Below are 24,377 nucleotides of genomic sequence, written 5' to 3' on the forward strand. Positions count from 1 at the left end.
CGCGCGCCACTCACTCAACCCCTATTGGTGATCATGCAATCCCGCCACCCAGCGCCCACCCTTTTGCGCAGAGAATGCTGGGTTGGTGGCGCGACACGCCGCTACAACTGTGTCGAATCCAGCATTCTGTGACCCTGCGGGTGGCGGGATTGCATGATCACGGGGCAACGGGGTGGCGGGATTGCATGATCACGAGTGGGGGGTTCTTGGCTGGCCACCGGGCGGGGGGGTGGAGTCAGGCGGGAGCTGGGGAGAGGCCGTCATGCAGCAGGTGGTGGCGCAGCGCCGCCCGCAGCACCGCCGTCCCGACCGGCGTCGCACTGACCCGGTCCTGCGGCTCGGTCCGCACCAGCCGGAGCACCCGCCCCGACTCGATCGACTCGTGCAGCACGTGCCGGCACAGCCCGAGGTCCGGTGGCCCCGCCACGGTGCGCCACCCTTCGTCGGCGTAGACCTGCTGGACCGTGCGGACGAGGTCAGCGACCACCGCCTCCCCGTCCGCGGCGAGCGCCAGGGTGAGCACCTCACGAGCGACCACCTCGGCGTCCCGCGGCGTGCCGAACCAGCGGTCGGCGACCGCGGCAGCCAGCCGGTCCGGGTCGCTCGCGGCCGCGCGGCCGGCGACGGTCAGAGCCAGCGCGCCCCGGTGCACCCGCACGAGCCCGATCCGCTGCGCCACCCGCCGCAGCCGGGTCAGGTACGGGTTCTGGTGCTCCGGTGAGGTCGCGGAGGGATGGTGGTCGACGCCGGCGGTCACGGCCCAGGCCCGGACGACGTCCCGCGGGAGGTAGCCGCGCGCCGACAGCCGGACGGGCTCGGCGAGAACCGCCAGCAGCGCCTCCAGCAGCGGCATGTCACCGGGGCGACCGGTGAGCCGGTCCGGGACGCCGGGGGTCAGCACCTCGCGCAGCGGCTCGGCCAGCTCGGCGAGCACCGGGGACCGGGCGGTCCACGCGGCGAGCCGTTCCGAGGCGATGCCGTGCAGCGGGCGCAGCCCGGCCGCCTCGCGGAACGGCGCCGTCAGCACGGCGTCCGTCAACCCGGTCCGGACCGCGCGCGAACCCCTCCCGGCGGCCGTGTGAGCGCCGGAGACCATCGACAGCTCGAGGGCGTTGGCCACCCGCTCGTAGGTGTCGGCCTCCGCCGGGCCCATCACCGGCCCCCAGGTGATGAGGTCGGTGTCCGGGGGCTGGATCCCCGAGGCGCGAAGGGCGGCGGCGTAACGGTTGGCCCAGTCCTCGAGGTCGTCCACGGCGAGCAGCACCTCGCGGGTGGTCTCGCTGCGGGCGAGCTCGGCGTACCGGCCCAGGCCGGCCGCGGCGAGCACGTCGCCGAGGCCCCGAGCCAGCCGGACCGTCCACTGCGGGGACCCGTCGCTGCGGCGGGCGAGGATGTCCCACAGGTACATCTGCAGCCACCACTGGCTGACCTCGCGGGCGTCGCCGGTGCCCTGCGTGAGGTCCTCCCAGGCAGCCCGGACGGCGTCGGCCAGGTCGGGCTCCCGACGAGCCACGTCCTGCAGCGCCGACTCGACCCTCGTGTCCACGGCACGAGCCTGCCACTGGTACCCATGGTGCGTGGACAGGGTGCAGCGGGTCGGTGTGCCGACCGGTGACGACGTGCTGAGGTTGCTGCCCGCGCTGGCCGACGCCCTGAGCGGGAGCGGCCCGGCGCTGCTCCCGGTGCCACCTGGCCCGACGGCCGGGCCGCTGCTCGCCGCGGCCCGGGTGGACGAGCCGGTGGCCGAGGGCACCGCCCTGCTGCTGGCGACGTCCGGGTCCACCGGAGCACCCAAGGTGGTCGAGCTCGGCGCGGACGCCCTGCGCGCCTCGGCTGTCGCGACCACCACTGCGCTGGGCGGTCCGGCCCGGTGGCTGCTGGCACTGCCGGTCGCCCACGTCGCCGGGTGGCAGGTGCTCGTGCGCAGCGTCGTGGCCGGCACCGAACCGGTCGTGCTGGACGTGAGTCAGCGCTTCACCCCCGCAGCGTTCGCGACGGCGGCGGGGCGGCTCGGCCACACCCGCGCCTGCACCGCTCTGGTGCCGACCCAGCTGCACCGCCTGCTGGCGGACCCGGCCGGCCGGGAGGCACTCACCCGGTTCGCCGCGGTCCTGGTCGGCGGGGCGGCCACGTCCCCGGCCCTGCTGGAACGGGCCCGCGCCGCCGGCATCACCGTGGTGACGACGTACGGGATGACGGAGACCGCGGGCGGGTGCGTCTACGACGGACGGCCGCTGGACGGCGTCCGGGTGGCCGTCGAGGACGACGGCCGGGTCCGCCTGGGCGGGCCGGTGCTGGCCCGCGGCTACCGCGGGGACGACTCCGCGACCCGGGAGGCGTTCACCGAGGACGACGACGGCCGGTGGTTCCGTACCGCCGACGCCGGCCGGATCGACGACGGGGTGCTCAGCGTCTCCGGGCGGATCGACGACGTGGTCGTCACCGGCGGCCGCAAGGTCGCCCCGGCGGCGATCGAGCGGGTCGTCGGCGAGCTGCCGGACGTCGAGGCGTGCGTCGTCGTCGGCGTCCCGGACGCCGAGTGGGGGCAGGCCGTGACGGCACTCGTCGTCGGCGCGGCGGACGCCGCGGCGGTCCGCGCGCACGTGACCGCGCGACTGGGCGCCACCCACGCCCCCCGGCACGTCCTGCACGTGGCGGAGCTGCCGCTGCTCGGGATCGGCAAGCCGGACCGGGCCGCCGCGGTCGACCTCGCCACCCGGGCGCTGGGCAGCGGCGGCTAGCCTGCCCGCCCGTGGCCACGCTCGCGCAGTGGGTCGAGGGCGCTCGACCGCGGACCCTGCCGGCCGCCGTCGCCCCGGTCGCCGTGGGCACCGGCGCCGCGGTGGGGCTCGGCGCGACCGAGCCGGTGCGGGCGCTGCTCGCCCTCGTCGTCGCCCTCGCCCTGCAGGTGGGGGTGAACTACGCCAACGACTACAGCGACGGGGTGCGCGGCACCGACACCGACCGGGTGGGCCCGCTGCGGCTCGTCGGGTCGGGTGTCGCCGCCCCGGCGGCTGTGCGCAACGCCGCCGTCGCGGCCCTCGGGGTGGCCGCGGTCACCGGGTTCGTCCTCGTCGCGCTGTCCGGGTCGTGGTGGCTGCTGCTCGTCGGGGCGGCCGCCGTGGTCGCCGCCTGGACGTACACCGGAGGACGCCGCCCGTACGGCTACGCCGGGCTCGGCGAGGTGTTCGTGTTCGTGTTCTTCGGCCTCGTGGCGGTGCTCGGGACGACGTGGACGCAGGCCGGCGAGGTGTCCTGGCCGACGCTCGCCGGCGCCGTCGGGGTCGGTCTGCTCGCCTGCGCGGTCCTGGTCGCGAACAACCTGCGTGACGTGCCGACGGACGCCGCCGCCGGGAAGCGGACCCTCGCCGTCCGCCTCGGTGAGCGGCGCACCCGCTCGCTGTACGTCGTCCTGGTCGTCGGCTCCCTGGCCGCGGCCCTGCTGGCAGCGGTCACCGGCCGCCCCGGCGCGCTGCTCGGGCTGCTCGCCGTCCCGCTGGCGGTCACGCCGGTGCGCACGGTGCGCAGCGGGGCGACCGGGCCCGCGCTCGTGGCGGTCCTGCGGGACACCGGTCGGTTCGAGCTGGCCTACGGTCTGCTGCTCGGGGTGGGGCTGGCGCTGTAACGAGGAACCCTGCTGCGCGCGGTAGGCGCAGCACGCGCCGTACGCGCCGTAGACCCCGTAGGCGCCGTGCCGCCACCCCACCTCGCCCAGAATGCTGGGTTGTTGGCGCGACACGCGGGCAGACCTGGACTGGATCCAGCATTCTGTGGGCCAGGGTGGCGGGATTGCATGATCACGGGGAGGTCGTGCAGGGTGGCGGGATTGCATGATCACGAGGAGGGGTGGGGCGGCGGGGTGAGGGGCGGCCTAGCCTTGAGGACGTGTCCCCGTACCTGAAGTACACGGTCCTGCGGCTGGGCCTCTTCGTCGCCGTCCTCGGCGTGCTCGCCGTGCTCGGCGCGCGCGGGTGGCTGCTCGTGCTCCTCGCGGCGGTGGTGTCCATGGCGCTGTCGTTCGTCGTGCTCGGCAACGCCCGGGAGGAGATGACCACCGCCATCGCGGCGCGGACCCAGCAGCGGACGACGCAGCGGCGCGGACGGCTCGACCGTGCCATCGACGAGGACGCCGCCGCCGAGGACTCCTCCCTGGAGCGGCCACCCGCCGACGGGGACCGCTGACCGCCGGCCCGTGCCCGTGCGCACGCGACGTACAGTGGTGAGGTGCTTCGACCGCTCGCCGTCCTGCTCGCGATCGGCCTGACCGTCTACGCCGTCGTGGACTGTCTCGGCACGGACGAGCGCGAGCTGCAGGGCCTGCCTCGCAGCATCTGGCTGCTCGTCATCCTGCTGCTCCCGATCTTCGGGCCCATCGCCTGGGTGCTGCTGGGCCGTAACCACGCCGACCCCGGTCCCGCACCCCGCGGCGGCCAGACGGTGGCCCCGGACGACGACCCGGACTTCCTCCGGCGGCTCGAGGAGCGCAAGCGGCAGCAGGCGCAGGAGGAGCGGCTGCGCCGCTGGGAGGAGGACCTGCGCCGCCGGGACGACAACGGCGGTGGCCGCCAGGAGCCGTGAGCGGCGGCCGGCGCCTCAGCCGATCCCGGCGTAGGAGTGGTTGCCGGGGAAGAAGACGTTGACGATCCCGAAGTTCACGAGGACCGCGGCGTACCCGGCCATCGCCAGGTAGGCCGCCCGCCGCCCGTCCCACCCGCGGGTGGCCCGGGCGTGCAGGTACGCGGCGTAGACCACCCAGATCACGAAGGTCCACACCTCCTTGGGGTCCCAGCCCCAGTACCGTCCCCAGGCCACCTCGGCCCAGATGGCACCCGCGACCAGGGTGAAGCTCCACAGCGGGAACGACACGGCGATGAGCCGGTAGGCGAGGCGCTCGAGGTCGGCGGCGGACGGCAGCGCGTCCATGAAGCGGCCGCCGCGCGGTGGGGCGCCGGCGGCCCGGGCCCGCTCCCGGCGGTCCTGGACCAGCTGCAGCACGTTGACGGAGAAGGCGATCGTGAACAGGGCGCTGGAGATGAACGCGACCGAGACGTGGACGATCAGCCACTCGCTCTGCAGCGCGGGCGCCAGCGCACTCGCCTGGGTGTACATCGTCGTGACGGCCAGTCCCAGGGTGAGCAGCACCGGGCCGATGACGAAGGTGCCGAGGTAGCGCAGGTCGCGCCAGGCCAGGGCGACCAGGAAGACCCCGGTCACCACCGCGGCCCCGGAGATGGAGAACTCGTACATGTTGCTCCACGGCGCCCGCTGCACGGACAGACCACGAGCGAGCACCCCGCCGACGTGCAGCAGGAACGCCAGCCAGGTCAGCGCCACGGCGATCCCGGCGGCGCGGCGGCGTCCGCCCGGTCCCCCGGCGGCGTCCGCAGCACCGGGCTCGGCATCCGCGGGCGGCGGCACGGACTCGACGGGCGGCGAGACGGACTCGACGGGCGGCGAGACGCCGGCCCCGACGGACGCCAGCTCGCGCTCGGGCTCGGACGCCGTCCGCCCGGCGGTGCGTCCGGTGCCGGACAGGTCGACGGCGAAGGCCAGCAGGGCCACGGTGTAGACGACGATCGCCGAGTACACCAGGGCGTCGCTGAGCAGGGCCAGGTCCACGGTCATCCTCCAGTGCGGGCGGGGTCGCCGACCGAGCGCTCGAGCAGGTCCCGCTGGAGCGCCTCCACCTCGCCGGCCAGGCCGGCGTCGTCACCGCGTGCGAGCCCGGCGACCTCCACGACGGTACGCCCTTCGTCGTCCCGGCCGGCGCGCACCCACACCCGGCGGCGCGGGACGAACAGGGACGCGACGAGCCCGGTGATCGCGAGCACCGCGAAGGCGAGCGCCCACCCCTTCGCCGGGTCGGCGCGCACGGTGAGCCCCGCGAACCGGTCGAGGGAGACGAACTCGACGGTGCCGGCGCCGTCCGGCAGCTCGGCGCTCTCACCGGGCGCGAGGGCGACGGTGAAGGGGGCGCCGTCCGGGGTCCGCAGCTGCTCCATCCCCTCGGTGTCGAGCTCGTACACCGACTGCGGCACACCGTCGTCCAGGCCGAGGTCCCCGACCCACGCGGACAGGAACAGCCGCGGGTCCCGCGCGTCGGGGAACACCGAGACCGGGCCGAGCTCGGGGTCGACGACCGCCGTCGGCAGGAACAGCCCGCCGAGCCCGATCTGCTGCGGAGCGGCGTCGACGACCTTGACCACCCCGGTCGAGGAGTAGTTGTCGTCCTGCGCCAGGAACGGAACCTGGTCGTCGAACGCGACCCGGCCCTCGCCGTCGGTGACCCGGATCCGCGGCGCGTACCCGTTGCCGGCGAGGTACACCTGGGCGTCACCGATGCCGAGCGGGCCGTTGACCTCGATCGTGCGCTGCTGCGGCTGCGCGCCCGGCTCGGGGACAACGGTGACGTCCGCCTCGAACAGCCGCGGCGCGCCGAACTGCGAACCGCCGGCCTGGTCCTCGAAGCGGACCCGCAGGTCGTCGACGGTGAGCCGGAACGGCGGCAGGTCCGCCGGGTCGAACCACACCCCCGGGTCGAAGGTGTCGTAGTCGGCCAGGGAGTTGGCGAAGGCCTGGCCGACCGGGACGACGACCTGGCCGCGATAGCCCACCAGGCCGCCCAGGGCGACCGCGACGAGCAGGCCGACCAGCGACAGGTGGAACAGCAGGTTGCCGGTCTCCCGGGCGTAGCCGCGCTCGGCGGCGACCGCGTCGTCCCGGCGGACCACCCGGTACCGGCGACGGCGCAGCAGCCGCCGGGCGGCCTCCAGCACCTCGTCGGGGGCGGCGTCGGTGACGGCCAGCCGGTGGGCCGGCATCCGGGCCAGGCGGCGGGGCGTGCGCGGCGGGTCGGCCCGCAGGGCGCGTGCGTGGGCGAGGGTGCGCGGCACGACGCAGCCGATCAGCGAGACGAACAGCAGCAGGTAGATCGCCGAGAACCACGGGGAGGCGTAGACGTCGAAGAACCCGATCCGGTCCAGCCACGGACCGAGCGTGGGCCGTTCGGCGAGGTACTCCTGCACCGCCACCGGGTCCACGCCGCGCTGGGGGATCACCGACCCGGGGACGGCGGCGACGGCCAGCAGCAGCAGGAGGAACAGCGCGGTGCGCATCGAGGTGAGCTGGCGCCAGACCCAGCGCGCCCAGCCTGCCGCCCCCAGCGTGGGGCCTACGGGTGCAGTGCTCACCTCAGATGATCGTCTCGAAGCCGGCAATGGTTCCCTGCAGCGCGGTCATCCACGTCGTCCAGACCCCGCTGACGAGCAGCAGCCCGACGACGACGAGCATCGCCCCGCCGGCCCGGGAGATCGCGAGCCGGTGGCGCCGCAGCACGTCGAGCGTGCGCACACCGCGTCCCAGCCCGGCGGCGACGGCGAGGAACGGCAGGCCGAGCCCGAGGCAGTACGCGACGGTCAGCACGGCGCCGCGGCCGGCCGACCCCTGCTGCAGGGTGAGCCCGAGCACCGCTGCCAGCGTCGGCCCCACGCACGGCGCCCAGCCGAGGCCGAACACGACGCCGAGCAGCGGGGCGCCGGCCAGCCCGGCAGCGGGCCGCCACGGCAGCCGGCGCTCCCGCTGCAGTGACGGCAGCACACCGAGGAACACCACGCCCATCACCAGGACGACGACGCCGAGGACCCGGGTGAGCTCCGCCGTCCACTGCTGCAGCAGGCCCCCGAGCCCGCCGAAGGCGGCGCCGAGGGTGACGAAGACGGCGGTGAACCCGAGCACGAACAGCGTGGCGCCGGCGAGGACCCGGCGCCGCGGCTGGTCCTCCAGGTCCTGGCCGGTGAGCCCGGTGACGTAGCCGAGGTAGCCGGGCACGAGCGGCAGCACGCACGGCGAGGCGAAGGAGACGAGGCCGGCGAGCGCGGCGACCGGCAGGGCCAGCAGCATCGGGCCGCTGAGCACGGTCTCGGCGAAGGTGCTGCCGATGCTCACTCGGCACCCCCGCCGGCCTCGGCCAGCACGTCGTCCAGCAGGCCGCGCAGCGTCGAGCCCTCCACCCGGCCGAGCACGCGGGCGGCGACCCGGCCCTGCCGGTCCAGCACGAGGGTGGTCGGCACCGCCTGCGGCGGCACCTTGCCGCGCAGGGCGAGCAGCGCCTCCCCGGAGGTGGCGTCGAGCAGGCTGGGGTAGCCGATGCCGTAGGTGCGTTCGAAGGCCGTGGCGTTCGCCGCGTCGTCCCGGGTGTTGATCCCGAGGAAGCGTACCCCGTCGTCGGCGTACTCGGCCGACACCTCGGCGAGGTCCGGGGCCTCGGCCCGGCACGGGGCGCAGGCGGCGTACCAGACGTTGAGCACCACGACGTCCCCACGCCACGCCGCCACGTCGACCTGTTTGCCGTGCGTGCTCTCACCGGCCAGCTCGACCGGGTCCTCCCGCTCGCCCGGGGCGAGGGTGGTGATGGTGCCGTCGCCGGAGACGTAGTTCTTGGCGTCCCCCGCCCGGGCCTGCTGGGACAGCGGGTCGGACGCCGTGCAGCCGGTGACCGCGAGCAGCACCGCCACGGCCGGCGCGAGGGCTCGGACCGTCCGGTTCACGCCCCGGCCACCTTGTTCGCTCCCGGCAGCAGGTCACCGGCGGGTTCGGAGTAGCTGGTGCCGACGATTCGGCCGTCCTCGTAGTGCAGCGAGGTGAGGCTGGCCAGGGAGCACTGCCGCCGACGCGGGTCGTGCCACAACCGGCGCCCCTCCACGGCGCTGCGCGCCGTCCAGATCGGCAGCTGGTGGCTGACGATGACCGCCTCCCGGCCCTCGACGTGGGCGGCGGCGTCGGCGGCGGCGGCCAGCATCCGCTCGGCGATGAACCGGTAGGGCTCCCCCCACGAGGGCCGCAGCGGGTTGCGCAGGTGCCACCAGTGCCGGGGGTGGTGCAGCGCCCCGTCGCCGACCCCGAACGTCAGCCCCTGGAAGTGGTTGCCCGCCTCGATCACCCGGTCGTCGGTGTGGACCGGTAGGCCGTAGGCGTCGGCGGTCGGCCGGGCGGTCTGCTGGGCGCGCTCCAGCGGGGAGGCGACGACGAGCGCGACGTCGTGACCGGCGCCGACCAGGTGCTCGGCGACCCGCTCGGCCATCGCCAGACCGAGGTCGGACAGCCGGTACCCGGGCAGCCGCCCGTACAGCACCCCCTCCGGGTTGTGCACCTCGCCGTGGCGCAGCAGGTGCACGGTCGTCCTCGCCATGGCCCCAGTGTCCCAAACCCGGTGACGCTGGGGTCCGGCGGTCGGGGTCCGGCGGTCGGGGTCCGGCGGTCAGCGTCCGGAGGCGGCCGCCGCCGCGCGGGCGGCGTGCGGCAGCGCGTCGAGCACCTGCTCGACCGCCGCGTCGTCGTGGGCCGCGGAGAGGAACCACGCCTCGAACGCGCTGGGCGGTAGGTGGACGCCGCGAGCGAGCATCTCGTGGAAGAACGCGCGGAACGCCCCGAGGTCCTGGTCGCGGGCCGCGTCGTAGTCGTGCACCGCCTCGCGGGTGGTGAAGAAGACGCTGAACATGCTGCCGGCGTGGTTCACCAGGTGCGGCACCCCGGCGGCCGTGAGCGCCTCGGACGCCGCCGCGGACACCGTGGCGGCGGTGGCGTCCAGGTGGGTGTAGACGTCGTCGGTGCAGCCGCGCAGGGTGGCCAGGCCGGCGGCGGTGGCGACCGGGTTCCCGGACAGGGTGCCGGCCTGGTAGACCGGCCCGGCGGGCGCGAGGTGGGCCATGACGTCGGCGCGGCCGCCGAAGGCCGCGGCGGGGAACCCCCCGCCCATGACCTTGCCGAAGGTGTAGAGGTCGGCGGGCTCGACGTCCGGCTCACCGGCCGCGGCGCGGCGGGCGGCGGCCAGCCCGTGCCAGCCGGAGCGCGACACCCGGAAGCCGGTCATCACCTCGTCGCTGATCAGCAGGGCGCCGTGCGCCCGGGTCAGCCGGCGCAGCGCGGCCTCGAACTCGGGGAGCGGCGGGACCACGCCCATGTTCCCGGCGGCGGCCTCGGTGATGACGGCCGCCACCCGCTCACCGTGCTCGGCGAGGGCCCGCTCCAGGGCTGCGACGTCGTTGTAGGGCAGCACGATGGTCTGGGCCGCGCTGGCACCGGTGACTCCGGGGGTGTCCGGCAGGGCGAAGGTCGCCACCCCGGAGCCGGCCGAGGCGAGCAGCGAGTCGACGTGGCCGTGGTAGTGGCCGGCGAACTTCACCACGAGCTCGCGGCCGGTGACGCCTCGGGCCAGCCGGACGGCGCTCATCGTCGCCTCGGTGCCGCTGCTGACCAGCCGCACCTGCTCGACCGGCTCCACCCGGGCCACGATCTCCTCGGCGAGCGCCACCTCGCGCTCGGTCGGCATGCCGAAGGAGAAGCCCTGCCCGGCGGCGTCCCGGACGGCGTCCAGGACGTCGGGGTGGGCGTGACCCAGGATGAGCGGGCCCCACGAGCAGACGAGGTCGACGTACCGCCGCCCGTCGGCGTCCTCGAGCCACGGCCCGTACCCCCGGGTGACGAAGCGTGGAGTGCCCCCGACCGCGCGGAAGGCCCGCACCGGGGAGTTCACCCCACCGGGGATGACGGCGCGGGCCCGCTCGAAGAGCGACTGCGAGGCGGGGGCGTCAGCGGGGTAGGGCTGCCGGCTCGTCACGGAGGAGGTCGTCACGGTGGCGATTGTCCCGCTCGTCCCCCCACGCCCACCCCACCCCCCCTTCCGTGATCATGCAATCCCGCCACCCACGGGCACGACCCTGGTCAGGTCTCCCGCAGGTGGGCGGCGACCTTGGCCATCGCGGACCCGAAGGCCGCGACCTCCTCGGGGGTCATCTGGTCGAACAGGTGGCTGCGGACGCCCTCGACGTGCACCGGGGCGGCCGCGACGAGCTCGTCCCAGCCGGCGTCCGTCATGACGCACAGGACGCCGCGCCGGTCGCCGGGACAGGCCTCGCGCCGGACCAGGCCACGCTGCTCCATCCGCCGGGCGGTGTGAGTGAGCCGGCTACGGGAGTGCACGAGCCGGTCGGCGAGCTGGCTCATCCGCAGCGCGCGCTCGGGCACCTCCGAGAGCCGCACGAGGATCTCGTACTCCGGCAGGGACAGCCCGCTGCGCTCGTCCAGCTCGCGGGAGAGCCGGTCCCACAGCCGCTGGTCGGCCTCGAGAAAGGCGCGCCACACGCGCTGCTCCTCGGCGTCCAGCCACCGGACCACCCCGTCACCCTACCCCTCGTGATGAGCCAGAACCCCCTGTTCGTGATCATGCAGTCCCGCCACCCACCCGGCCACCGGCCAGGCTCGCAGAATGCTGGGTTGGCGGCGCGACACGCCGGCACAGCAGCGCCGAACGCAGCATTCTGTGCTGGAGGGCCATGAGGCGTTCCTGCAGTCCGGCCACCCGAGCCCGCCACTCTCGGCCGCGCGCAACGGACGAGCGCCGCGGTGGCCGCCACGTCTCCTGAGGACGAGACCTGCCACCGCGGCGCCGGGGAGGTGGCCCGAGGTCAGGACTGCTTGATGGCGCTGACGTCGAACGCCAGGCGGACCTTCCTGCTGACCAGCACGCCGCCGGTCTCCAGGGCGGCGTTCCAGGTCAGGCCCCACTGCTCGCGGTCGACCTCGGTCTCACCGGAGAAGCCCGCCCGCTGGTTGCCGAACGGGTCGGTCGCCACGCCGGTGAACTCGACTTTGAGAGTCACCGGCTTGGTGACGCCCCTGATGGTGAGCTCGCCGTCGACGAGGTAGTCCTCGCCGTCCGGGCGGACGCCGGTGGTACGGAAGGTCATCTCCGGGTAGTTCTCGACGTCGAAGAAGTCCGCGGAGCGCAGGTGTGCGTCCCGGTCGGCGCTGCGGGTGTCGACCGAGGCGACCTGGATGGTCGCGGTGGCGCTGGAGCTGGCGGGGTCGTCGCCGATGACGATCGTGCCCTGGACGTCGTTGAACGTGCCGCGGACCTTGGTGACCATCGCGTGCCGGGCGGTGAAACCGACCTCGGAGTGCGCGGGGTCGACGACGTACGTCCCGGGGGTCAGGCCGGCGGGCAGCTGGGTGGTGGTGGTCTCGCTCATGCTCGGGCTCCTTCACGTGGTCGGGGCCGGCGCCGTGACGGCGTCCGGCAGGGACGTGAGCGGGAACCTCCTTGACGATTCAACTATTCCGGAGCCATCTCGCGTCCTGAGCACCGCGACGTCCGCCGAGGCAGGTGTCAGCCGGCCCGCAGCAGGCGGGCGGCCTCGACGGCCCAGTAGGTCAGCACCGCCCCGGCGCCGGCGCGGTGGACCGACAGCAGCGTCTCCAGGACGGCGGCCCGCCGGTCGATCATCCCGGCGGCCGCGGCGGCCTCGACCATCGCGTACTCCCCCGACACCTGGTAGGCCCACACGGGCACGTCGACCTCGGCCGCGACCGCGGACAGGACGTCGAGGTAGGGCAGCGCGGGCTTGACCATGACGACGTCGGCGCCCTCGGCGACGTCCAGGCGCACCTCGCGCAGCGCCTCGACGGCGTTCGCCGGGTCCTGCTGGTAGGTCCGCCGGTCCCCCTGGAGCGCGGAGTCCACGGCGTCACGGAACGGCCCGTAGAAGGCGGAGGCGTACTTGGCGGCGTAGGCGAGCAGCAGCACGTCGCTGCGACCGGCGTCCTCCAACGCCGTCCGGACGGCGCCGACCTGGCCGTCCATCATCCCGGACAGCCCGAGCAGGTGAGCCCCCGCGTCGGCCTGCGCCAGCGCCATCGCGGCGTAGCGCTCGAGGGTCGCGTCGTTGTCGACCCGGCCGCGCTCGTCCAGCACGCCGCAGTGCCCGTGGTCGGTGAACTCGTCGAGGCACAGGTCGGCCATCACGACGGTGCGGTCCCCGACGGCGGCGGTGACCGAGCGCAGCGCCGCGTTGAGGACGCCGTCCGGGTCGGTCCCGCAGCTGCCGACCGCGTCCCGTTCGGCCGGGACGCCGAACAGCATGACCCCGCCCACGCCGGCGTCCACGGCCTCACCGACGGCGTCGACGAGCGAGGACGGGGTGTGCTGCACCACCCCGGGCATGCTGCTCACCGGGGCCGGTTCGCGCAGCCCCTCCTTGACGAAGAGCGGCAGCACGAGTCGCTCCGGGGCCAGCCGGTGCTCGGCCACGAGCGAGCGCACCGCCGCGGTGGAGCGCAGCCGCCGTGGACGCTCCGCCGGGTAGGGCATCAGCGGGCCTTGCGCCGCGCGGACGGACGCCGCTCGCTGGGGCGCAGCACCGGCTCGCCCGCCTCGAGCGCGCTGGCCCGCAGCCCGGTGCCGTACTCGGCCAGGGCGTCGACGAGGGCGGCGCTGCTCGCCTCGGGTGCCAGCACGTCGACTCGCAGCCCGTGCTCCTCGGCGGTCTTCGCTGTCGCCGGGCCGATGCACGCCACCACGGTCGAGGGGTGCGGCTTGCCGGCGATGCCGACGAGGTTGCGCACCGTCGAGGACGACGTGAACACCACGGCGTCGAACGCCCCGGTCTTGATGGCGTCGCGCACGGGTGCGGGCGGCGGGGCGGCCCGCACGGTCCGGTACGCGGTGACGTCGTCCACCTCCCAGCCGCCCGCCTGCAGGCCGGCGACGAGGGTGTCGGTGGCGATGTCCGCCCGGGGCAGGAAGACCCGGTTGATGGGGTCGAGCACCTCGTCGTAGGGCGGCCACTCGGCCAGCAGGCCCTGAGCGGACTGCTCGCCGGAGGGCACGAGGTCAGGTTCGATGCCCCACTCGCGCAGCGCCTGAGCGGTGGCTCCACCGACGGCCGCCACCTTGAGCCCGGAGAACGCGCGGGCGTCCAGGCCGAACTCGACGAACTTCTCCCGGACGGCGCGCACGGCGTTGACCGAGGTGAAGCCGATCCACTCGTACCGGCCGGTGACCAGGCCCTTGACCGCCTTCTCCATCTGGTGCGGTGTGCGTGGCGGCTCGACGGAGATCGTCGGCACGACCTCGCTGACCGCCCCGTATGCGGCGAGCCGCTCGACCGTGGGACCGGACTGCTGCTGGGTGCGCGGCACGAGCACCCGCCAGCCGAACAACGGCTTGGTCTCGAACCAGGACGCGTTCTCGCGCACCTCGACGCCCGGTCCGACGACCCCCACCAGGCTCCCGGTCAGCGCCGTGCCGGCGGAGCGCAGCGTCGCCGAGACCGAGCCGAGAGTGGTGACGACGGTCCGCTGCTCGGTGGTCGTGCCGGCCGCCGTGATCACGATCTGCTCGTCGGCTCCGCGCCCGGCGTCGACGAGCACCTCGGAGGCGACGACCATGTCGTCCGGGCCGCCGAGGAGCACGAGGGTGTCGGCGCTCGAGGTCAGCGAGTCCGCGACGATGCGGCCGGTGGCGTCGACGACGTGCACGGTGCTGGTGCCCCGGGTACCCAGCGGGACCCCCGCGTAGACCGGTACCGCCACGGACGGCGAGACGCCGGGGACGACCTCGAACGGCACCCCGGCCTTGCGGCAGGCCACCATCTCCTCGGCGATGCCGGAGAACGTGACCCCGTCCCCGTCGAGCAGCCGGACGACGCGCTGACCGGCCTTGGCAGCGCGGACCAGCAGCCGGGCACGGGCGGCGTGGCTCAGCGGCTGGCCGTTCTCCGCGAACGTGGCGTCGATGAGCTCGACGTCGGCGCAGGTGCGCTCGGCGAGGCGCTGCGCGGTCGATCCCTGATCGACGACGACGACCTCGGCGGAGGCGAGCAGGTCCGCTGCCCGGGCGGTCAGCAGGCCCGGGTCACCCGGCCCGGCGCCGACGAACGCGACGGTGCCGAGGGGCTTCTTCTTGGCGGTGCGGGCGGTCACGTCTCAACCCTCCCGGCGGCCGGGGCCGCCGTGTCGTGGTGCGGTTCTGTCGTCTGGTCTGCGGTGGCGGGGTGGCCGCTCAGCACTGCGGCGACGAGGTCGGCGGCGCCGTCCTCGAGCAGCTCGGCGGCGAGCCGGCGGCCGAGACCGGCGGCGTCGTCCGGTCGGCCGGTGGCGGAGCGGCGCAGCGTCCGGGAACCGTCCGGGGCCGCGACGACCGCCCGAAGGAACAGCTCAGGGCCCTCCTCGCCCTCGGCCAGGTCGGCGAGCGCCCCGACCGGTGCGGTGCACCCGGCCTCCAGGGCCGCCAGCAGGGCCCGCTCGGCCGTCACCGCGTAGCGGGTGGCGGCGTCCTCCAGCGCGGCGCACGCCGCGCTGGTCTCCTCGTCGTCGGCTCGGCACTCCAGCGCGAGCGCGCCCTGCCCGGGGGCGGGCAGCACCTGCAGCGGGTCGAGCACCTCGCTCGCCTCGCCGGCCCGGCCGACCCGCAGCAGCCCGGCCCGGGCCAGGACGACGGCCTCGAGGCGGCCGTCGGCGACGAGGCGGAGCCGGGTGTCGACGTTGCCGCGGACGTCGACGACCTCGAGGCCCAGACCGAGGGCGCGCAGCTGTGCCGCGCGACGTGGGGATCCGGTACCGACCCGGGCGCCGGCACCGAGCTCGCCGAGGGTGGCGCCGCCGCGAGCGACGAGGACGTCCCGCGGGTCCTCCCGGGCGGGGACGGCAGCGAGCACGAGGGCGTCCGCCGGTGCCGTCGGCAGGTCCTTGAGGGAGTGGACCGCGAGGTCGACCTGCCCGGCGAGCAGCGCCTCCCGCAGCGCGGAGACGAAGACGCCCGTACCACCGATGGACGACAGGGACGCGGTGGAGGTGTCACCGGCCGTGACGACCTCGACGAGGTGGACGTCGCGGCCGGTGGCCGCACGCAGGGCAGCCGCCACCTGCTCGGACTGGCTGCGGGCCAGCACCGAGCGGCGGGTGCCCAGGCGCAGCGGACGGGCGCCGCTCACGCGTCCCCCTCCCGCGTCGTCGCGGGCGCCGGCGGCGCCGAGCGCAGCACGTCGCTCACGGTGGCCACGCCGCTGATGTCGAGCCCGAACAGCTCGCGCAGCGCCGCGGCGTACGAGGCGCCGCCGGGCTCGGTCGCGGCGAGCCGCTTGACCTGGACGGTCGGGGTGTGCAGGAGCTTGTCGACGACGCGGTTCACCGTCTGGGCGACCTCGGCCTCCGTCTGCGGGTCGAGGTCGTCGCCGAGCCGCTGGCGCAGCCGGTCGAGCTCGGCGCCGACGACCTCGCGCGCGAACCCGCGCAGGGCGACGACGGTCGGCGTCACCTCGGCGGCCCGCTGCTCGGCGAGGTAGGCGTCCACCTCCTGCGCGACGATCGCCCGGGCGGCCTCGATCCCGTCACCGGTCGCGGTACCGGCCAGGCGCTCCCCCAGGTCGCGCAGGGCGACGAGACGGACCCCGGGCAGCCGGGCGGCCCCCGGGTCGACGTCCCGCGGCAGGCCCAGGTCGAGGACGAGCTGCGGTGCGCCGCCGCGGCGACGGTTCGCCTCGCGCAGCAGCGCCTCGGTCAGGACGTAGCCGACGGCGCCGGTGCACGACAGGACGACGTCAGCGTCGGCGACGGCGTCGGCGAGGGCGTCGGCGTCCTCGAGGGTGAGCCAGTCGCCGCCCACGGCCTCGGCGAGGCGGGCGGCGCGGGCGGCGGTCCGGTTGGCGATCGTCACCGAGGTCGCGCCCATCCGCTGCAGGGTGGTGGCGGCGAGGGCGCTCATCGCGCCGGCGCCGACGACGAGGGTCCGTGCCTGCTCCAGCGGCCCGACGACCTGCTCGACGTCGGCCAGGCCCGCTTCGACGAGGGAGTGACCAGCGTGGTCGAGGCCGGTCTCGGTGTGGGCCCGCTTGCCGACCCGCAGCGAGTGCTGCAGCAGGGGGTCCAGGGTGCGCCCGACGGTGCCGTCCTCCTGGCCGCGGCGCAGCGCCGCCCGCACCTGGCCGAGCACCTGGGACTCTCCCACGGCCATCGAGTCGAGTCCGCAGGCCACCTCGAACAGGTGCTGGACGGCACGGTCGGCGTAGTGGACGTAGAGGTGCTCGGTGAGGTCCTCCAGCGGGACGCCGATCCGGTCGGCGAGCGCGGAGCCGACGTCGGCGACCCCGCCGTGGAAGGTGCTGACCGCGGCGTACACCTCGAGCCGGTTGCACGTCGCGAGCACAACGGTCTCGTGCACGTACTCCCCCGCGGCGACGGTGCGGGACAGCTCTCGGGTGCCGTGGGCGTCCAGGGCGGCGCGCTCGATGAGGTCCAGCGGCGCGGTGTGGTGGGACAGGCCCATGACGAGCACGCTCACGGTGCCACCGCCATCCCGCGGACGGCGTCCGCGGCCGCCTTGCGCTGCTCGTGGAAGGCGAGGATCTGCAGCTCGGTGGACAGGTCCACCTTGCGGACCTCGACGCCCGCCGGGACCTGCAGCACGACCGGGGCGAAGTTGAGGATGGCGGTGATGCCGGCCGCGACCATCCGGTCGCACAGCGGCTGGGCGGCGCCGGCCGGGGTGGCCAGCACGCCGATCCGTGCCCCGGTCGAGCGGACGACGTCCTCGAGGTCGTCGACGTGGCTGACCTTGAGCCCGGCGACGTGCTCACCGACGACGTCCGGGTCGGCGTCGAGCAGTGCCGCCACGGTGAAGCCACGGGACAGGAAGCCGCCGTAGTTGGCCAGCGCGTGCCCGAGGTTGCCGATCCCGGCGATCACGACCCGCCAGTCCTGGGTCAGGCCCAGCTCCCGGGAGATCTGGAACATGAGGTGGTCCACCTCGTAGCCGACCCCGCGGGTGCCGTAGGACCCCAGGTACGACAGGTCCTTGCGGAGCTTGGCCGGGCCGACCCCGGCTGCCTCGGCGAGCGCCTGGGAGGACACCGTCGCCACACCCTTGGCAGCGAGCGTGGTCAGTGCCCGCAGGTACACCGGCAGTCTCGCGACCGTCGCGTCGGGCACGCCGCGGGAGGCGGTCGGCGGACGGCGGCGAGTGGTGGCGGTGGGGACGACGGTCACGGCGTGCGCCGGCTCCTAGCAGCAGGGAGGCAACGAAGACTGGAGACGTCCCAGCGTAGGCGTTTGTGAACGCACGCACAAAGTCGCCGGAGCATAGCGGGGCCCCGGCAGGCGGCGTCAGGGGGTCCGGCGCTACCGGCGGAGCCAGGTCGGCCCGCGGCGTGGGCCGGTCAGCGCAGCGCGCAGACGGTCCGCGTCGACGGTCCAGTACGCGTGCCGCCGGCCGTCGACGAGCACCACCGGGACCAGCTCGGAGTACTCCGCGAGCAGGACCGCGTCCTCGTCGACGGAGCGCTCCTGCCACCCGACCCCGGTCTGCTCGGCGACCCGGCGGACCACCGCGCGGGCGTCGTCGCACAGGTGGCAGCCCGGTCGGGTCAGCAGCTCGACTCGGACGACGGCAGGCACCGGCCAAGGGTGGCACGTCGCCGCCCCGGGGGCGAGCTCGGGCGATCCGGCTCAAGCCTCAGCGTGATCAGACCGATACGGAACGTGTATGTCGTGTGACCCATCAGCCTGAAGGAGCGCCCCGTGACTCGTCGAGTGACCGCCTCCGGCGTCGCGCTGGCGCTGCTCCTGGCGCTCATCGGCGCCACCGGGCTGCTGCTGGCGCCGACCGCGCACGCCTCCGGGAGCGCCTTCGTCTCGATGATCAACTCGGCGCGGGCCTCGGCCGGGCTGCCGGCCCTGTCCAGCCGGAGCGACCTGACCTCGGTAGCGGCGGCGTGGAGCCGACAGATGGCAGCCAGTGGCACGCTCGCCCACAACCCGGCGCTGGCCTCCCAGGTCTCGGGGTACCGCTACGTCGGGGAGAACGTCGGGTACGGCCCGGACGCCGCGACCATCCACCGGGCGTTCATGGACTCGCCCTCCCACCGCGCCAACGTGCTGGACAGGGACTACACCGAGGTCGGCGTGGCCGTCGTCGAGTCGGGTGGGCGGCTGTGGGTCACCGAGGTGTTCCGGGCCCCGGCCGGCGCGACGGCGGCGGCGAAGCCGGCCCCGGGAGACGGCGCGGCAACCGGCCGGTCCGGCGGCTCGTCGGGGTCCGGGACGGCGACCGCGCCCTCGACCCGGTCGGGGACGTCGTCCGGGTCGGGGACGTCGTCCGGGTCGGGGACGACGGGCCGCGCCCGACCGACCCCGCCGCCCCCGCCGTCCCCCGAGGAGCTGCTCCGCCGCCGGGCGGCCGCCGCGGCGGCCGGTCCGGGCACAGCGCCGGCCGGCGACCCGGTCCAGCAGGCGCTGCGCTTCGCGGATGTCCTGCGAGCCGTGCGGAGCTGACTGTCCGCCGCCTACGCTGAGGCCGATGGAGCTGTGGCGAACCCGGCGCACCCGGGTCCGGGACGCGGCGTCCCAGGCCGCCCGCGCGTCCGCTGCCAGTGCGTCGACCGCCGAGCCCCGCATCCCGGACCCGGACCCGGTCGCGGCGGCGTTCTTCGACGTCGACAACACCGTCGTCCGCGGCGCCAGCCTGTTCTACCTGGCCCGGGGGATGTACCGGCGCCGGATGTTCCGCTTCCGCGACATCCTTCGCTCTGCGTGGCAGGAGCTGTCCTTCGTCGTCCGAGGGGAGAACCTCGGCCACGTCGCCGACGCCCAGCAGCGCGCCCTCGAGCTGGTCGCCGGGCGCTCGGTCGCCGAGCTCACCGCCCTCGGGGAGGAGATCTACGACGAGGTCATCCGGCGCAAGGTCTGGCCGGGTACCCGCGAGCTGGCCCGTGCCCACCTCGCGGCCGGCCAGCGAGTCTGGCTGGTCACCGCCACCCCGGCCGAGGTGGCCGAGGTGATTGCGCGCCGGCTCGGCCTCACCGGCGCGCTGGGCACCGTCGCCGAGCAGGAGGACGGCGTCTACACCGGCCGCCTCGTCGGCGAGGTGCTGCACGGGGAGGCCAAGGCCCGGGCGGTGCGTGCCCTGGCTGAGCGGGAGGGGCTGGACCTGGCCGCCTGCGCCGCCTACAGCGACTCGGCCAACGACCTGCCGCTGCTGTCCGTCGTCGGGCGCCCGGTCGCGGTGAACCCGGACAAGCGGCTACGGGCGGTCGCCCGACAGCGAGGCTGGGAGATCCGGGACTACCGGCGGGGCCGCCGGGTGGCGCGGGTCGGGGTGCCCACCCTCGGCGCAGGAGGCCTGGTCGCAGGTGCCGCGACGGCGCTGGCCCGTCGCCGGCGTGCCCGCCGGCTCCTCACCGACAAGCCCTGACCCCCCACCCCAACCCCTCCCCTCCCCCCCGGTGATCATGCAATCCCGCCACCCCACCCCCCGGTGATCATGCAATCCCGCCACCCCAGCCCCGGTGACAGAATGCTGTGCTCAGCACATCGTGACCGGCGTGTCGCGCCACCAACCCAGCATTCTGCGAGCCCGGCCGGCAGCCGGTGGGTGGCGGGATTGCATGATCACGGAGGGGTTGGAAGAAGTCACGGAGGGGTTGGAAGAAGTCACGGAGGGGTTAGAAGAAGACGGAACGGCGCTGCACGAGCAGGGAGTAGAGGGTCTGCTGGATGGTCTCGCGGACCTGGTCGGTGAGGTCGAACACGAGCATCGGGTCGTCCGCCGCGCCCTCGGGGTACTCGTCGGTCGCCACCGGCTCGCTGAACTCGATGAGCCACTTCGTCGGCAGCGGGACGAGCCCGAGCGGACCCAGCCACGGGAACGTCGGGGTGACCGGCACGTACGGCAGGCCGAGCAGCCGCGCCAGCGTGGGCATCGTCGCGAGGATGGGGTAGATCTCCTCGGCCCCCACGATCGAGCACGGCACGATCGGGGCCCCGGTGCGCAGCGCGGCGGAGACGAACCCCCCGCGCCCGAACCGCTGCAGCCTGTACCGCTCGCTGAAGTGCTTGCCGACACCCTTGAAGCCCTCCGGCCAGACGCCGACGAGCTCGCCCCGGGACAGCAACCGCTCGGCGTCGGCGTTCGCCGCGAGCGTGGACCCGGTCTTGCGGGCCAGCTCACCGATGAACGGGGTGGCGAACACGAGGTCGGCGCCGAGCATCCGGAGGTGGCGGTGCGCCGGGTGCTCGTCATGCACCGCGACGAGGGTCATCAGGGAGTCCAGCGCGACGGTCCCGGAGTGGTTCGCGACGACGAGCGCACTACCGGTCCGGGGGATGTTCTCGATCCCCCGGACCTCGACGCGGAACCACCGGCGGTACAGCGGCCGCAGCAGCCCCAGCAGCACGGAGTCGGTCAGCTCGGCGTCGAAGCCGAAGTCGTCGATCGTGTAGTCGCCGGTCAGCCGTCGGCGCAGGAAGGCCAGGGACCGGGCGAGGTACTCCTCCACTTCGTTCGGAGTCGGCGCCTCACGCAGCTCCTCGGCCAGCCGGTGGCCGACGTCCTCGGCCTCCCGGCGCAACCGGGCCCGGCGGTCCTCGTGCTCGGCCGCTGGGGGCTCGGACGCCGAGGCGGCCGGCTCCGCCGAGGCGTGCTCGGCGGCCGCCGGGCCCTGGATGAGCGGGGTGGTGCGGCGTCGGCGTCGGACCCGCTCGTCCCCGGCGCGCGCCGCGCCGACGGCCACGGCGTCCGCCCCGAACGGGAGCACCCGCGCGTCAGGCACCACGCACCGCCTCCACCAACGACTGCGCCCGGCGCAGGGCCGGGGACACGGTGGACAGCACGGTCCGCTCGGCCACCTCGACCACGGCCGGCGACAGCGGCCCGCTCAGGTGGCGGGACCGGACGAAGTCCTCGACCGCCTCCTTCGTCGTCCACCTCGGTTCGAGCCCCAGGTCGGCGCGCATCCGAGTGGTGTCCAGACCGCGGCCGTAGGAGAGGAACCGGACCTGGTCAGGGGTGAAGTCGAGCAGCCCGGCGGAGCGCACCGCCGAGCCCAGCGCCGACATCAGCGGGGCAGCGACGGGAAGCGCAGGACGCCCCGCCATCCGGACGGCCTGGTGGACGGTGACGAACCCGTCGCCCGCCACGTTGAGGAAGCCGGTGACGTCACCGAGGGTCGCCAGCCGCAGCGCCTCAAGCCCGTCGTCCTCGTGAACCACCTGGAACCGCGGGTCGAATCCCAGCACGGTGGGCACCACCGGCAGCTCGAAGTAGTCGGTCAGCGCCGTGCGCACGCGCGGACCGATGAAGTTGGCGAGCCGCAGGACCGCGACGTCGACGTCGGACCGGCGACGGGAGAACCCGCGCACGTAGCCCTCCACCTCGACCGAGTCCTTGGCCCAGCCCGTGCGGGGCATCACCTTCGGGCCCATGTCCTCGGTGAACAGCGCCGGGTCGCGCGGGCTGGCCCCGTACACCCCGGCAGTGGACTTCACGACGAGGCGTCGCAGGCTGGCCGCCTTCTGGCAGGCGGCCAGCAGCTGCATGGTGCCGATGACGTTGATCTCCTTCATCGACGCCCGCCCGCCGGCCGAGGTGGGGGTGGCGATGACGTTCATGTGGACGACGGTGTCGACCTCTGCGCGGGCGATCACCTTGGCGATCACCGGGTTCCGGATGTCGGCGCGGACGAACTCCGCAGCCCCGATGTCGTGCGGAGGCGGGACGACGTCCACGCCGATCACGCGGGAGATGCCGGGGTCGCGCGAGAGCATCGAGGCGAAGCGGCCGCCGAGGTACCGGGACACCCCGGTGACCAGGACGACGTCCGCCATGCTGTCCTCCCTGTGCCACGACGCCCGCCACGACGGGGCGTGACGGGCGTCGACGTCCGGCCGGGTACCCGGCCGGACGCTACTTCTTGTTACGGCGCTGGTGGCGTGTCTTGCGCAGCAGCTTGCGGTGCTTCTTCTTCGCCATGCGCTTGCGGCGCTTCTTGATGACGGAGCCCACGCGGTTCCTCACAGTCGGTCTGGGCACCCACCGGGTGCCGGCTTTGTCTCCGGCAGGCGCGCGCCGCTCTGTCCTGCAGCGTCCGGCATCCGCCTGGTCCAGGAGCAGCCTACCGTCCGCGGACGACGGCAGCCTCCGGCGACGCCGGTCAGGCGGTGCCGACGAACCTCAGGCGGTGCCGACGAACCTCAGGCGGTGTCGACGAAGGAGTGCCGCAGGTAGTCGTCCACCGCCTGCTCGGGCACCCGGAACGAGCGGCCGACCCGGACGGCGGGCAGCTCACCGGAGTGCACCAGCCGGTACACGGTCATCCTGGACACGCGCATGATCGCCGCCACCTCGGCGACAGTGAGAAACCGCACCTCGTTGAGGTCTCGGTCAGACGCCATCTCGCACCCGGTCCTTCGCCAGCACGGCCTCGGCCGCGCCGGCACCATGCCTGCACGCCCACCCGTGTCCCAGAGCGCACACCCTAGGGGCTGCTGTGACCGGTGGGAAGTCAGCGGACGACGACCGTCCCCCGGCCGGGTCAGTCGAACCAGGGGTCGAGACCGTACAGCGGGAACACCGCCTTGCGGGTCGCCATCACGGCACGGTCGACGGCGTCCTCCGGGTCGTAGCCGATCTCCCAGCCCCGCCACCACGGGTCCCGACCGTCCGTCATCCGCAACGGGCCCTGCCGCCCGAGCCGCACCCGGACGTAGTCGAGCCACTCCTGCGGCACCGGTGTCGCCGGGTCCACCGGAGCGTGGGCGGCGATCCCGACGAGGTGGGACCACGCCCGGGGGACGACGTCCACCAGCTCGTACCCGCCCCCACCCGTCGCCACCCACCGCCCGTCGCACACCTCGTGCGCCAACCGGTGGAGGGACTCGGCCGCGACGCGCTGGGCGTCCAGGGAGACCGCCAGGTGTGCCAGCGGGTCGAGGAAGTGCGTGTCACAACCGTGCTGGGTGACGAGCACGTCGGGTCCGAAGGCGCGCACCACCGGGTGGACGACGGCGTGCACGGCCCGCAACCACCCGCCGTCCCCGGTGCCGGGCGGCAGCGCGACGTTGACCGCCGACCCCTCGGCGCCGGACCCTCCGATCTCGTCGGGGAAGCCGGTACCGGGGAACAGCATCCGCCCCGTCTCGTGCACCGACACGGTGAGCACCCGGGGGTCGTCCCAGAACACCGCCTGCGTGCCGTCCCCGTGGTGGACGTCGACGTCGACGTAGGCGACCTTGCGGGCCCCGGCCTCCAGCAGCCGCCGGATCCCCACGGCGACGTCGTTGTAGACGCAGAACCCGCTTGCCCGGTCGGGCATCGCGTGGTGCAGGCCGCCGGAGAAGTTCACGGCGTGGAGCACCTCACCGGACCACACCTCCTCGACGCACTCGACGGTGCCGCTGACCACCCGGGCGCTCGCCTCGTGCATCCCCGCGAACCCCGGATCGTCGTCGGTGCCGATGCCGTGGTCGAGGTCGACGAGAGTGGGGTCCTGGGACACCGCGCGCACAGCCTCGACGTACGTCGCCTCGTGGACCGTTCGGAGCAGCTCGTCGGGTGCGGCGTCCGCCCCCGCGACTCGCACGCCAGGGACGTCGAAGAGACCGAGAGCCTCGCAGAGCCGTGCTGTGAGCTCGAGTCGCACCGGGGCCATCGGGTGCGTCGGACCGAAGTCGTACCGGGCGAACGCCGGCTCCCAGACCACACGCGCGCCACTCGCCATGACGTGACGCTACCGCCCCACCTGCCACGCGGTGCCGCCTGCCTGCCCGCGCCG

At 74.6% G+C, this 24,377-nt stretch carries 26 protein-coding genes; 6 read left to right on the plus strand and 20 right to left on the minus strand.

What is annotated here, in order from left to right:
• Positions 1-235: 235 nt before the first annotated feature.
• Positions 236-1,546, minus strand: a complete 1,311-nt coding sequence (locus ACFP6A_RS01345) for a hypothetical protein (RefSeq protein WP_379600980.1) — start codon at positions 1,544-1,546, stop codon at positions 236-238.
• Positions 1,547-1,577: 31 nt separating this feature from the next.
• Here ACFP6A_RS01345 and menE point away from each other — a divergent pair, with 31 nt between their 5' ends.
• The 4 genes from menE to ACFP6A_RS01365 all read left to right on the plus strand — a co-directional run bounded on the left by menE (position 1,578) and on the right by ACFP6A_RS01365 (position 4,578).
• Positions 1,578-2,741 carry an o-succinylbenzoate--CoA ligase gene (menE, locus tag ACFP6A_RS01350; protein WP_379600982.1) on the plus strand — a complete coding sequence of 388 codons (1,164 nt, stop codon included), beginning with the start codon at positions 1,578-1,580 and terminating at the stop codon, positions 2,739-2,741.
• A gap of 11 nt (positions 2,742-2,752) precedes the next feature.
• Positions 2,753-3,625, plus strand: coding sequence for a 1,4-dihydroxy-2-naphthoate polyprenyltransferase (locus tag ACFP6A_RS01355; RefSeq protein ID WP_379600983.1), 873 nt, complete (start codon positions 2,753-2,755; stop codon positions 3,623-3,625).
• Between the two features lie 260 nt (positions 3,626-3,885).
• Positions 3,886-4,182, plus strand: coding sequence for a DUF4229 domain-containing protein (locus tag ACFP6A_RS01360; protein WP_379600985.1), 297 nt, complete (start codon positions 3,886-3,888; stop codon positions 4,180-4,182).
• 42 nt (positions 4,183-4,224) lie between these two features.
• Positions 4,225-4,578 carry a PLDc N-terminal domain-containing protein gene (locus ACFP6A_RS01365; protein WP_379600987.1) on the plus strand — a complete coding sequence of 118 codons (354 nt, stop codon included), beginning with the start codon at positions 4,225-4,227 and terminating at the stop codon, positions 4,576-4,578.
• A gap of 15 nt (positions 4,579-4,593) precedes the next feature.
• Here the strand turns inward: ACFP6A_RS01365 and ccsB are convergent, their stop codons facing one another.
• The 14 genes from ccsB to ACFP6A_RS01435 all read right to left on the minus strand — a co-directional run bounded on the left by ccsB (position 4,594) and on the right by ACFP6A_RS01435 (position 18,225).
• Positions 4,594-5,625: a c-type cytochrome biogenesis protein CcsB gene (gene ccsB / locus ACFP6A_RS01370; protein WP_379600988.1), complete on the minus strand. Its 1,032-nt coding sequence runs from the start codon at positions 5,623-5,625 to the stop codon at positions 4,594-4,596.
• The gene (locus tag ACFP6A_RS01375; protein WP_379600989.1) at positions 5,622-7,190 is read right to left on the minus strand and encodes a cytochrome c biogenesis protein ResB; all 1,569 of its coding nucleotides are present in this window, start codon (positions 7,188-7,190) and stop codon (positions 5,622-5,624) included. Before ACFP6A_RS01375 ends, ccsB begins: the two co-directional genes overlap by 4 nt.
• A gap of 1 nt (position 7,191) precedes the next feature.
• Entirely contained in the window at positions 7,192-7,944 is a 753-nt protein-coding gene (locus ACFP6A_RS01380; RefSeq protein ID WP_379600990.1) for a cytochrome c biogenesis CcdA family protein, read from the minus strand.
• The gene (locus ACFP6A_RS01385) at positions 7,941-8,546 is read right to left on the minus strand and encodes a TlpA family protein disulfide reductase (protein WP_379600992.1); all 606 of its coding nucleotides are present in this window, start codon (positions 8,544-8,546) and stop codon (positions 7,941-7,943) included. Before ACFP6A_RS01385 ends, ACFP6A_RS01380 begins: the two co-directional genes overlap by 4 nt.
• Positions 8,543-9,187, minus strand: coding sequence for a histidine phosphatase family protein (locus ACFP6A_RS01390; RefSeq protein WP_379600994.1), 645 nt, complete (start codon positions 9,185-9,187; stop codon positions 8,543-8,545). Before ACFP6A_RS01390 ends, ACFP6A_RS01385 begins: the two co-directional genes overlap by 4 nt.
• A gap of 69 nt (positions 9,188-9,256) precedes the next feature.
• Positions 9,257-10,630, minus strand: coding sequence for a glutamate-1-semialdehyde 2,1-aminomutase (hemL, locus tag ACFP6A_RS01395; RefSeq protein ID WP_379600995.1), 1,374 nt, complete (start codon positions 10,628-10,630; stop codon positions 9,257-9,259).
• A gap of 89 nt (positions 10,631-10,719) precedes the next feature.
• Positions 10,720-11,172 (minus strand): MarR family winged helix-turn-helix transcriptional regulator, encoded by a 453-nt coding sequence (locus ACFP6A_RS01400; protein WP_379600996.1) that lies wholly within the window; start codon positions 11,170-11,172, stop codon positions 10,720-10,722.
• A 290-nt stretch (positions 11,173-11,462) separates the two neighbouring features.
• Entirely contained in the window at positions 11,463-12,026 is a 564-nt protein-coding gene (locus tag ACFP6A_RS01405) for a YceI family protein (protein WP_379600997.1), read from the minus strand.
• Between the two features lie 137 nt (positions 12,027-12,163).
• Entirely contained in the window at positions 12,164-13,144 is a 981-nt protein-coding gene (gene hemB, locus ACFP6A_RS01410; protein ID WP_379600999.1) for a porphobilinogen synthase, read from the minus strand.
• Entirely contained in the window at positions 13,144-14,757 is a 1,614-nt protein-coding gene (locus ACFP6A_RS01415) for a uroporphyrinogen-III synthase (RefSeq protein WP_379601000.1), read from the minus strand. Before ACFP6A_RS01415 ends, hemB begins: the two co-directional genes overlap by 1 nt.
• The gene (gene hemC / locus ACFP6A_RS01420; RefSeq protein WP_379601001.1) at positions 14,754-15,767 is read right to left on the minus strand and encodes a hydroxymethylbilane synthase; all 1,014 of its coding nucleotides are present in this window, start codon (positions 15,765-15,767) and stop codon (positions 14,754-14,756) included. The genes ACFP6A_RS01415 and hemC overlap by 4 nt, the downstream gene beginning before the upstream one ends.
• A complete protein-coding gene (locus ACFP6A_RS01425) occupies positions 15,764-17,113 on the minus strand; it encodes a glutamyl-tRNA reductase (protein ID WP_379601002.1) in 1,350 nt (449 codons plus the stop codon). Before ACFP6A_RS01425 ends, hemC begins: the two co-directional genes overlap by 4 nt.
• A complete protein-coding gene (locus tag ACFP6A_RS01430) occupies positions 17,110-17,817 on the minus strand; it encodes a redox-sensing transcriptional repressor Rex (RefSeq protein WP_379601004.1) in 708 nt (235 codons plus the stop codon). Before ACFP6A_RS01430 ends, ACFP6A_RS01425 begins: the two co-directional genes overlap by 4 nt.
• Positions 17,818-17,949: 132 nt before the next feature.
• Complete coding sequence (locus tag ACFP6A_RS01435) at positions 17,950-18,225, minus strand: glutaredoxin family protein (RefSeq protein ID WP_379601006.1); 276 nt, start codon at positions 18,223-18,225, stop codon at positions 17,950-17,952.
• A 123-nt stretch (positions 18,226-18,348) separates the two neighbouring features.
• Here ACFP6A_RS01435 and ACFP6A_RS01440 point away from each other — a divergent pair, with 123 nt between their 5' ends.
• Positions 18,349-19,101, plus strand: a complete 753-nt coding sequence (locus ACFP6A_RS01440) for a CAP domain-containing protein (protein WP_379601007.1) — start codon at positions 18,349-18,351, stop codon at positions 19,099-19,101.
• A 25-nt stretch (positions 19,102-19,126) separates the two neighbouring features.
• A complete protein-coding gene (locus tag ACFP6A_RS01445; protein ID WP_379601008.1) occupies positions 19,127-20,020 on the plus strand; it encodes an HAD family hydrolase in 894 nt (297 codons plus the stop codon).
• Positions 20,021-20,270: 250 nt separating this feature from the next.
• Here ACFP6A_RS01445 and ACFP6A_RS01450 read toward each other — a convergent pair whose 3' ends face one another.
• From ACFP6A_RS01450 to ACFP6A_RS01470, 5 genes are all read right to left on the minus strand, one after another.
• Positions 20,271-21,380, minus strand: coding sequence for a lysophospholipid acyltransferase family protein (locus ACFP6A_RS01450; RefSeq protein ID WP_379601009.1), 1,110 nt, complete (start codon positions 21,378-21,380; stop codon positions 20,271-20,273).
• Entirely contained in the window at positions 21,370-22,431 is a 1,062-nt protein-coding gene (locus ACFP6A_RS01455) for an NAD-dependent epimerase/dehydratase family protein (protein WP_379601010.1), read from the minus strand. Before ACFP6A_RS01455 ends, ACFP6A_RS01450 begins: the two co-directional genes overlap by 11 nt.
• Before the next feature lie 79 nt (positions 22,432-22,510).
• Positions 22,511-22,609 (minus strand): 30S ribosomal protein bS22, encoded by a 99-nt coding sequence (locus ACFP6A_RS01460; RefSeq protein ID WP_003792170.1) that lies wholly within the window; start codon positions 22,607-22,609, stop codon positions 22,511-22,513.
• Between the two features lie 188 nt (positions 22,610-22,797).
• Positions 22,798-22,998: a helix-turn-helix domain-containing protein gene (locus tag ACFP6A_RS01465; protein ID WP_379601011.1), complete on the minus strand. Its 201-nt coding sequence runs from the start codon at positions 22,996-22,998 to the stop codon at positions 22,798-22,800.
• A gap of 140 nt (positions 22,999-23,138) precedes the next feature.
• Positions 23,139-24,323: an acetoin utilization protein AcuC gene (locus tag ACFP6A_RS01470; protein ID WP_379601012.1), complete on the minus strand. Its 1,185-nt coding sequence runs from the start codon at positions 24,321-24,323 to the stop codon at positions 23,139-23,141.
• Positions 24,324-24,377 lie beyond the last annotated feature (54 nt).

Source organism: Quadrisphaera sp. GCM10027208, assembly GCF_042658805.1.
GTDB lineage: Bacteria > Actinomycetota > Actinomycetes > Actinomycetales > SCSIO-59966 > SCSIO-59966.

Excerpts from the sequence above, each read along its gene's own strand:
- ccsB (WP_379600988.1), bottom strand. The coding sequence starts at position 5,625 with ATGACCGTGGACCTGGCCCTGCTCAGCGACGCCCTGGTGTACTCGGCG.
- ACFP6A_RS01390 (WP_379600994.1), bottom strand. The coding sequence starts at position 9,187 with ATGGCGAGGACGACCGTGCACCTGCTGCGCCACGGCGAGGTGCACAAC.
- ACFP6A_RS01405 (WP_379600997.1), bottom strand. The coding sequence starts at position 12,026 with ATGAGCGAGACCACCACCACCCAGCTGCCCGCCGGCCTGACCCCCGGG.
- hemB (WP_379600999.1), bottom strand. The coding sequence starts at position 13,144 with ATGCCCTACCCGGCGGAGCGTCCACGGCGGCTGCGCTCCACCGCGGCG.
- ACFP6A_RS01445 (WP_379601008.1), top strand. The coding sequence starts at position 19,127 with ATGGAGCTGTGGCGAACCCGGCGCACCCGGGTCCGGGACGCGGCGTCC.
- ACFP6A_RS01455 (WP_379601010.1), bottom strand. The coding sequence starts at position 22,431 with ATGGCGGACGTCGTCCTGGTCACCGGGGTGTCCCGGTACCTCGGCGGC.
- ACFP6A_RS01465 (WP_379601011.1), bottom strand. The coding sequence starts at position 22,998 with ATGGCGTCTGACCGAGACCTCAACGAGGTGCGGTTTCTCACTGTCGCC.
- ACFP6A_RS01470 (WP_379601012.1), bottom strand. The coding sequence starts at position 24,323 with ATGGCGAGTGGCGCGCGTGTGGTCTGGGAGCCGGCGTTCGCCCGGTAC.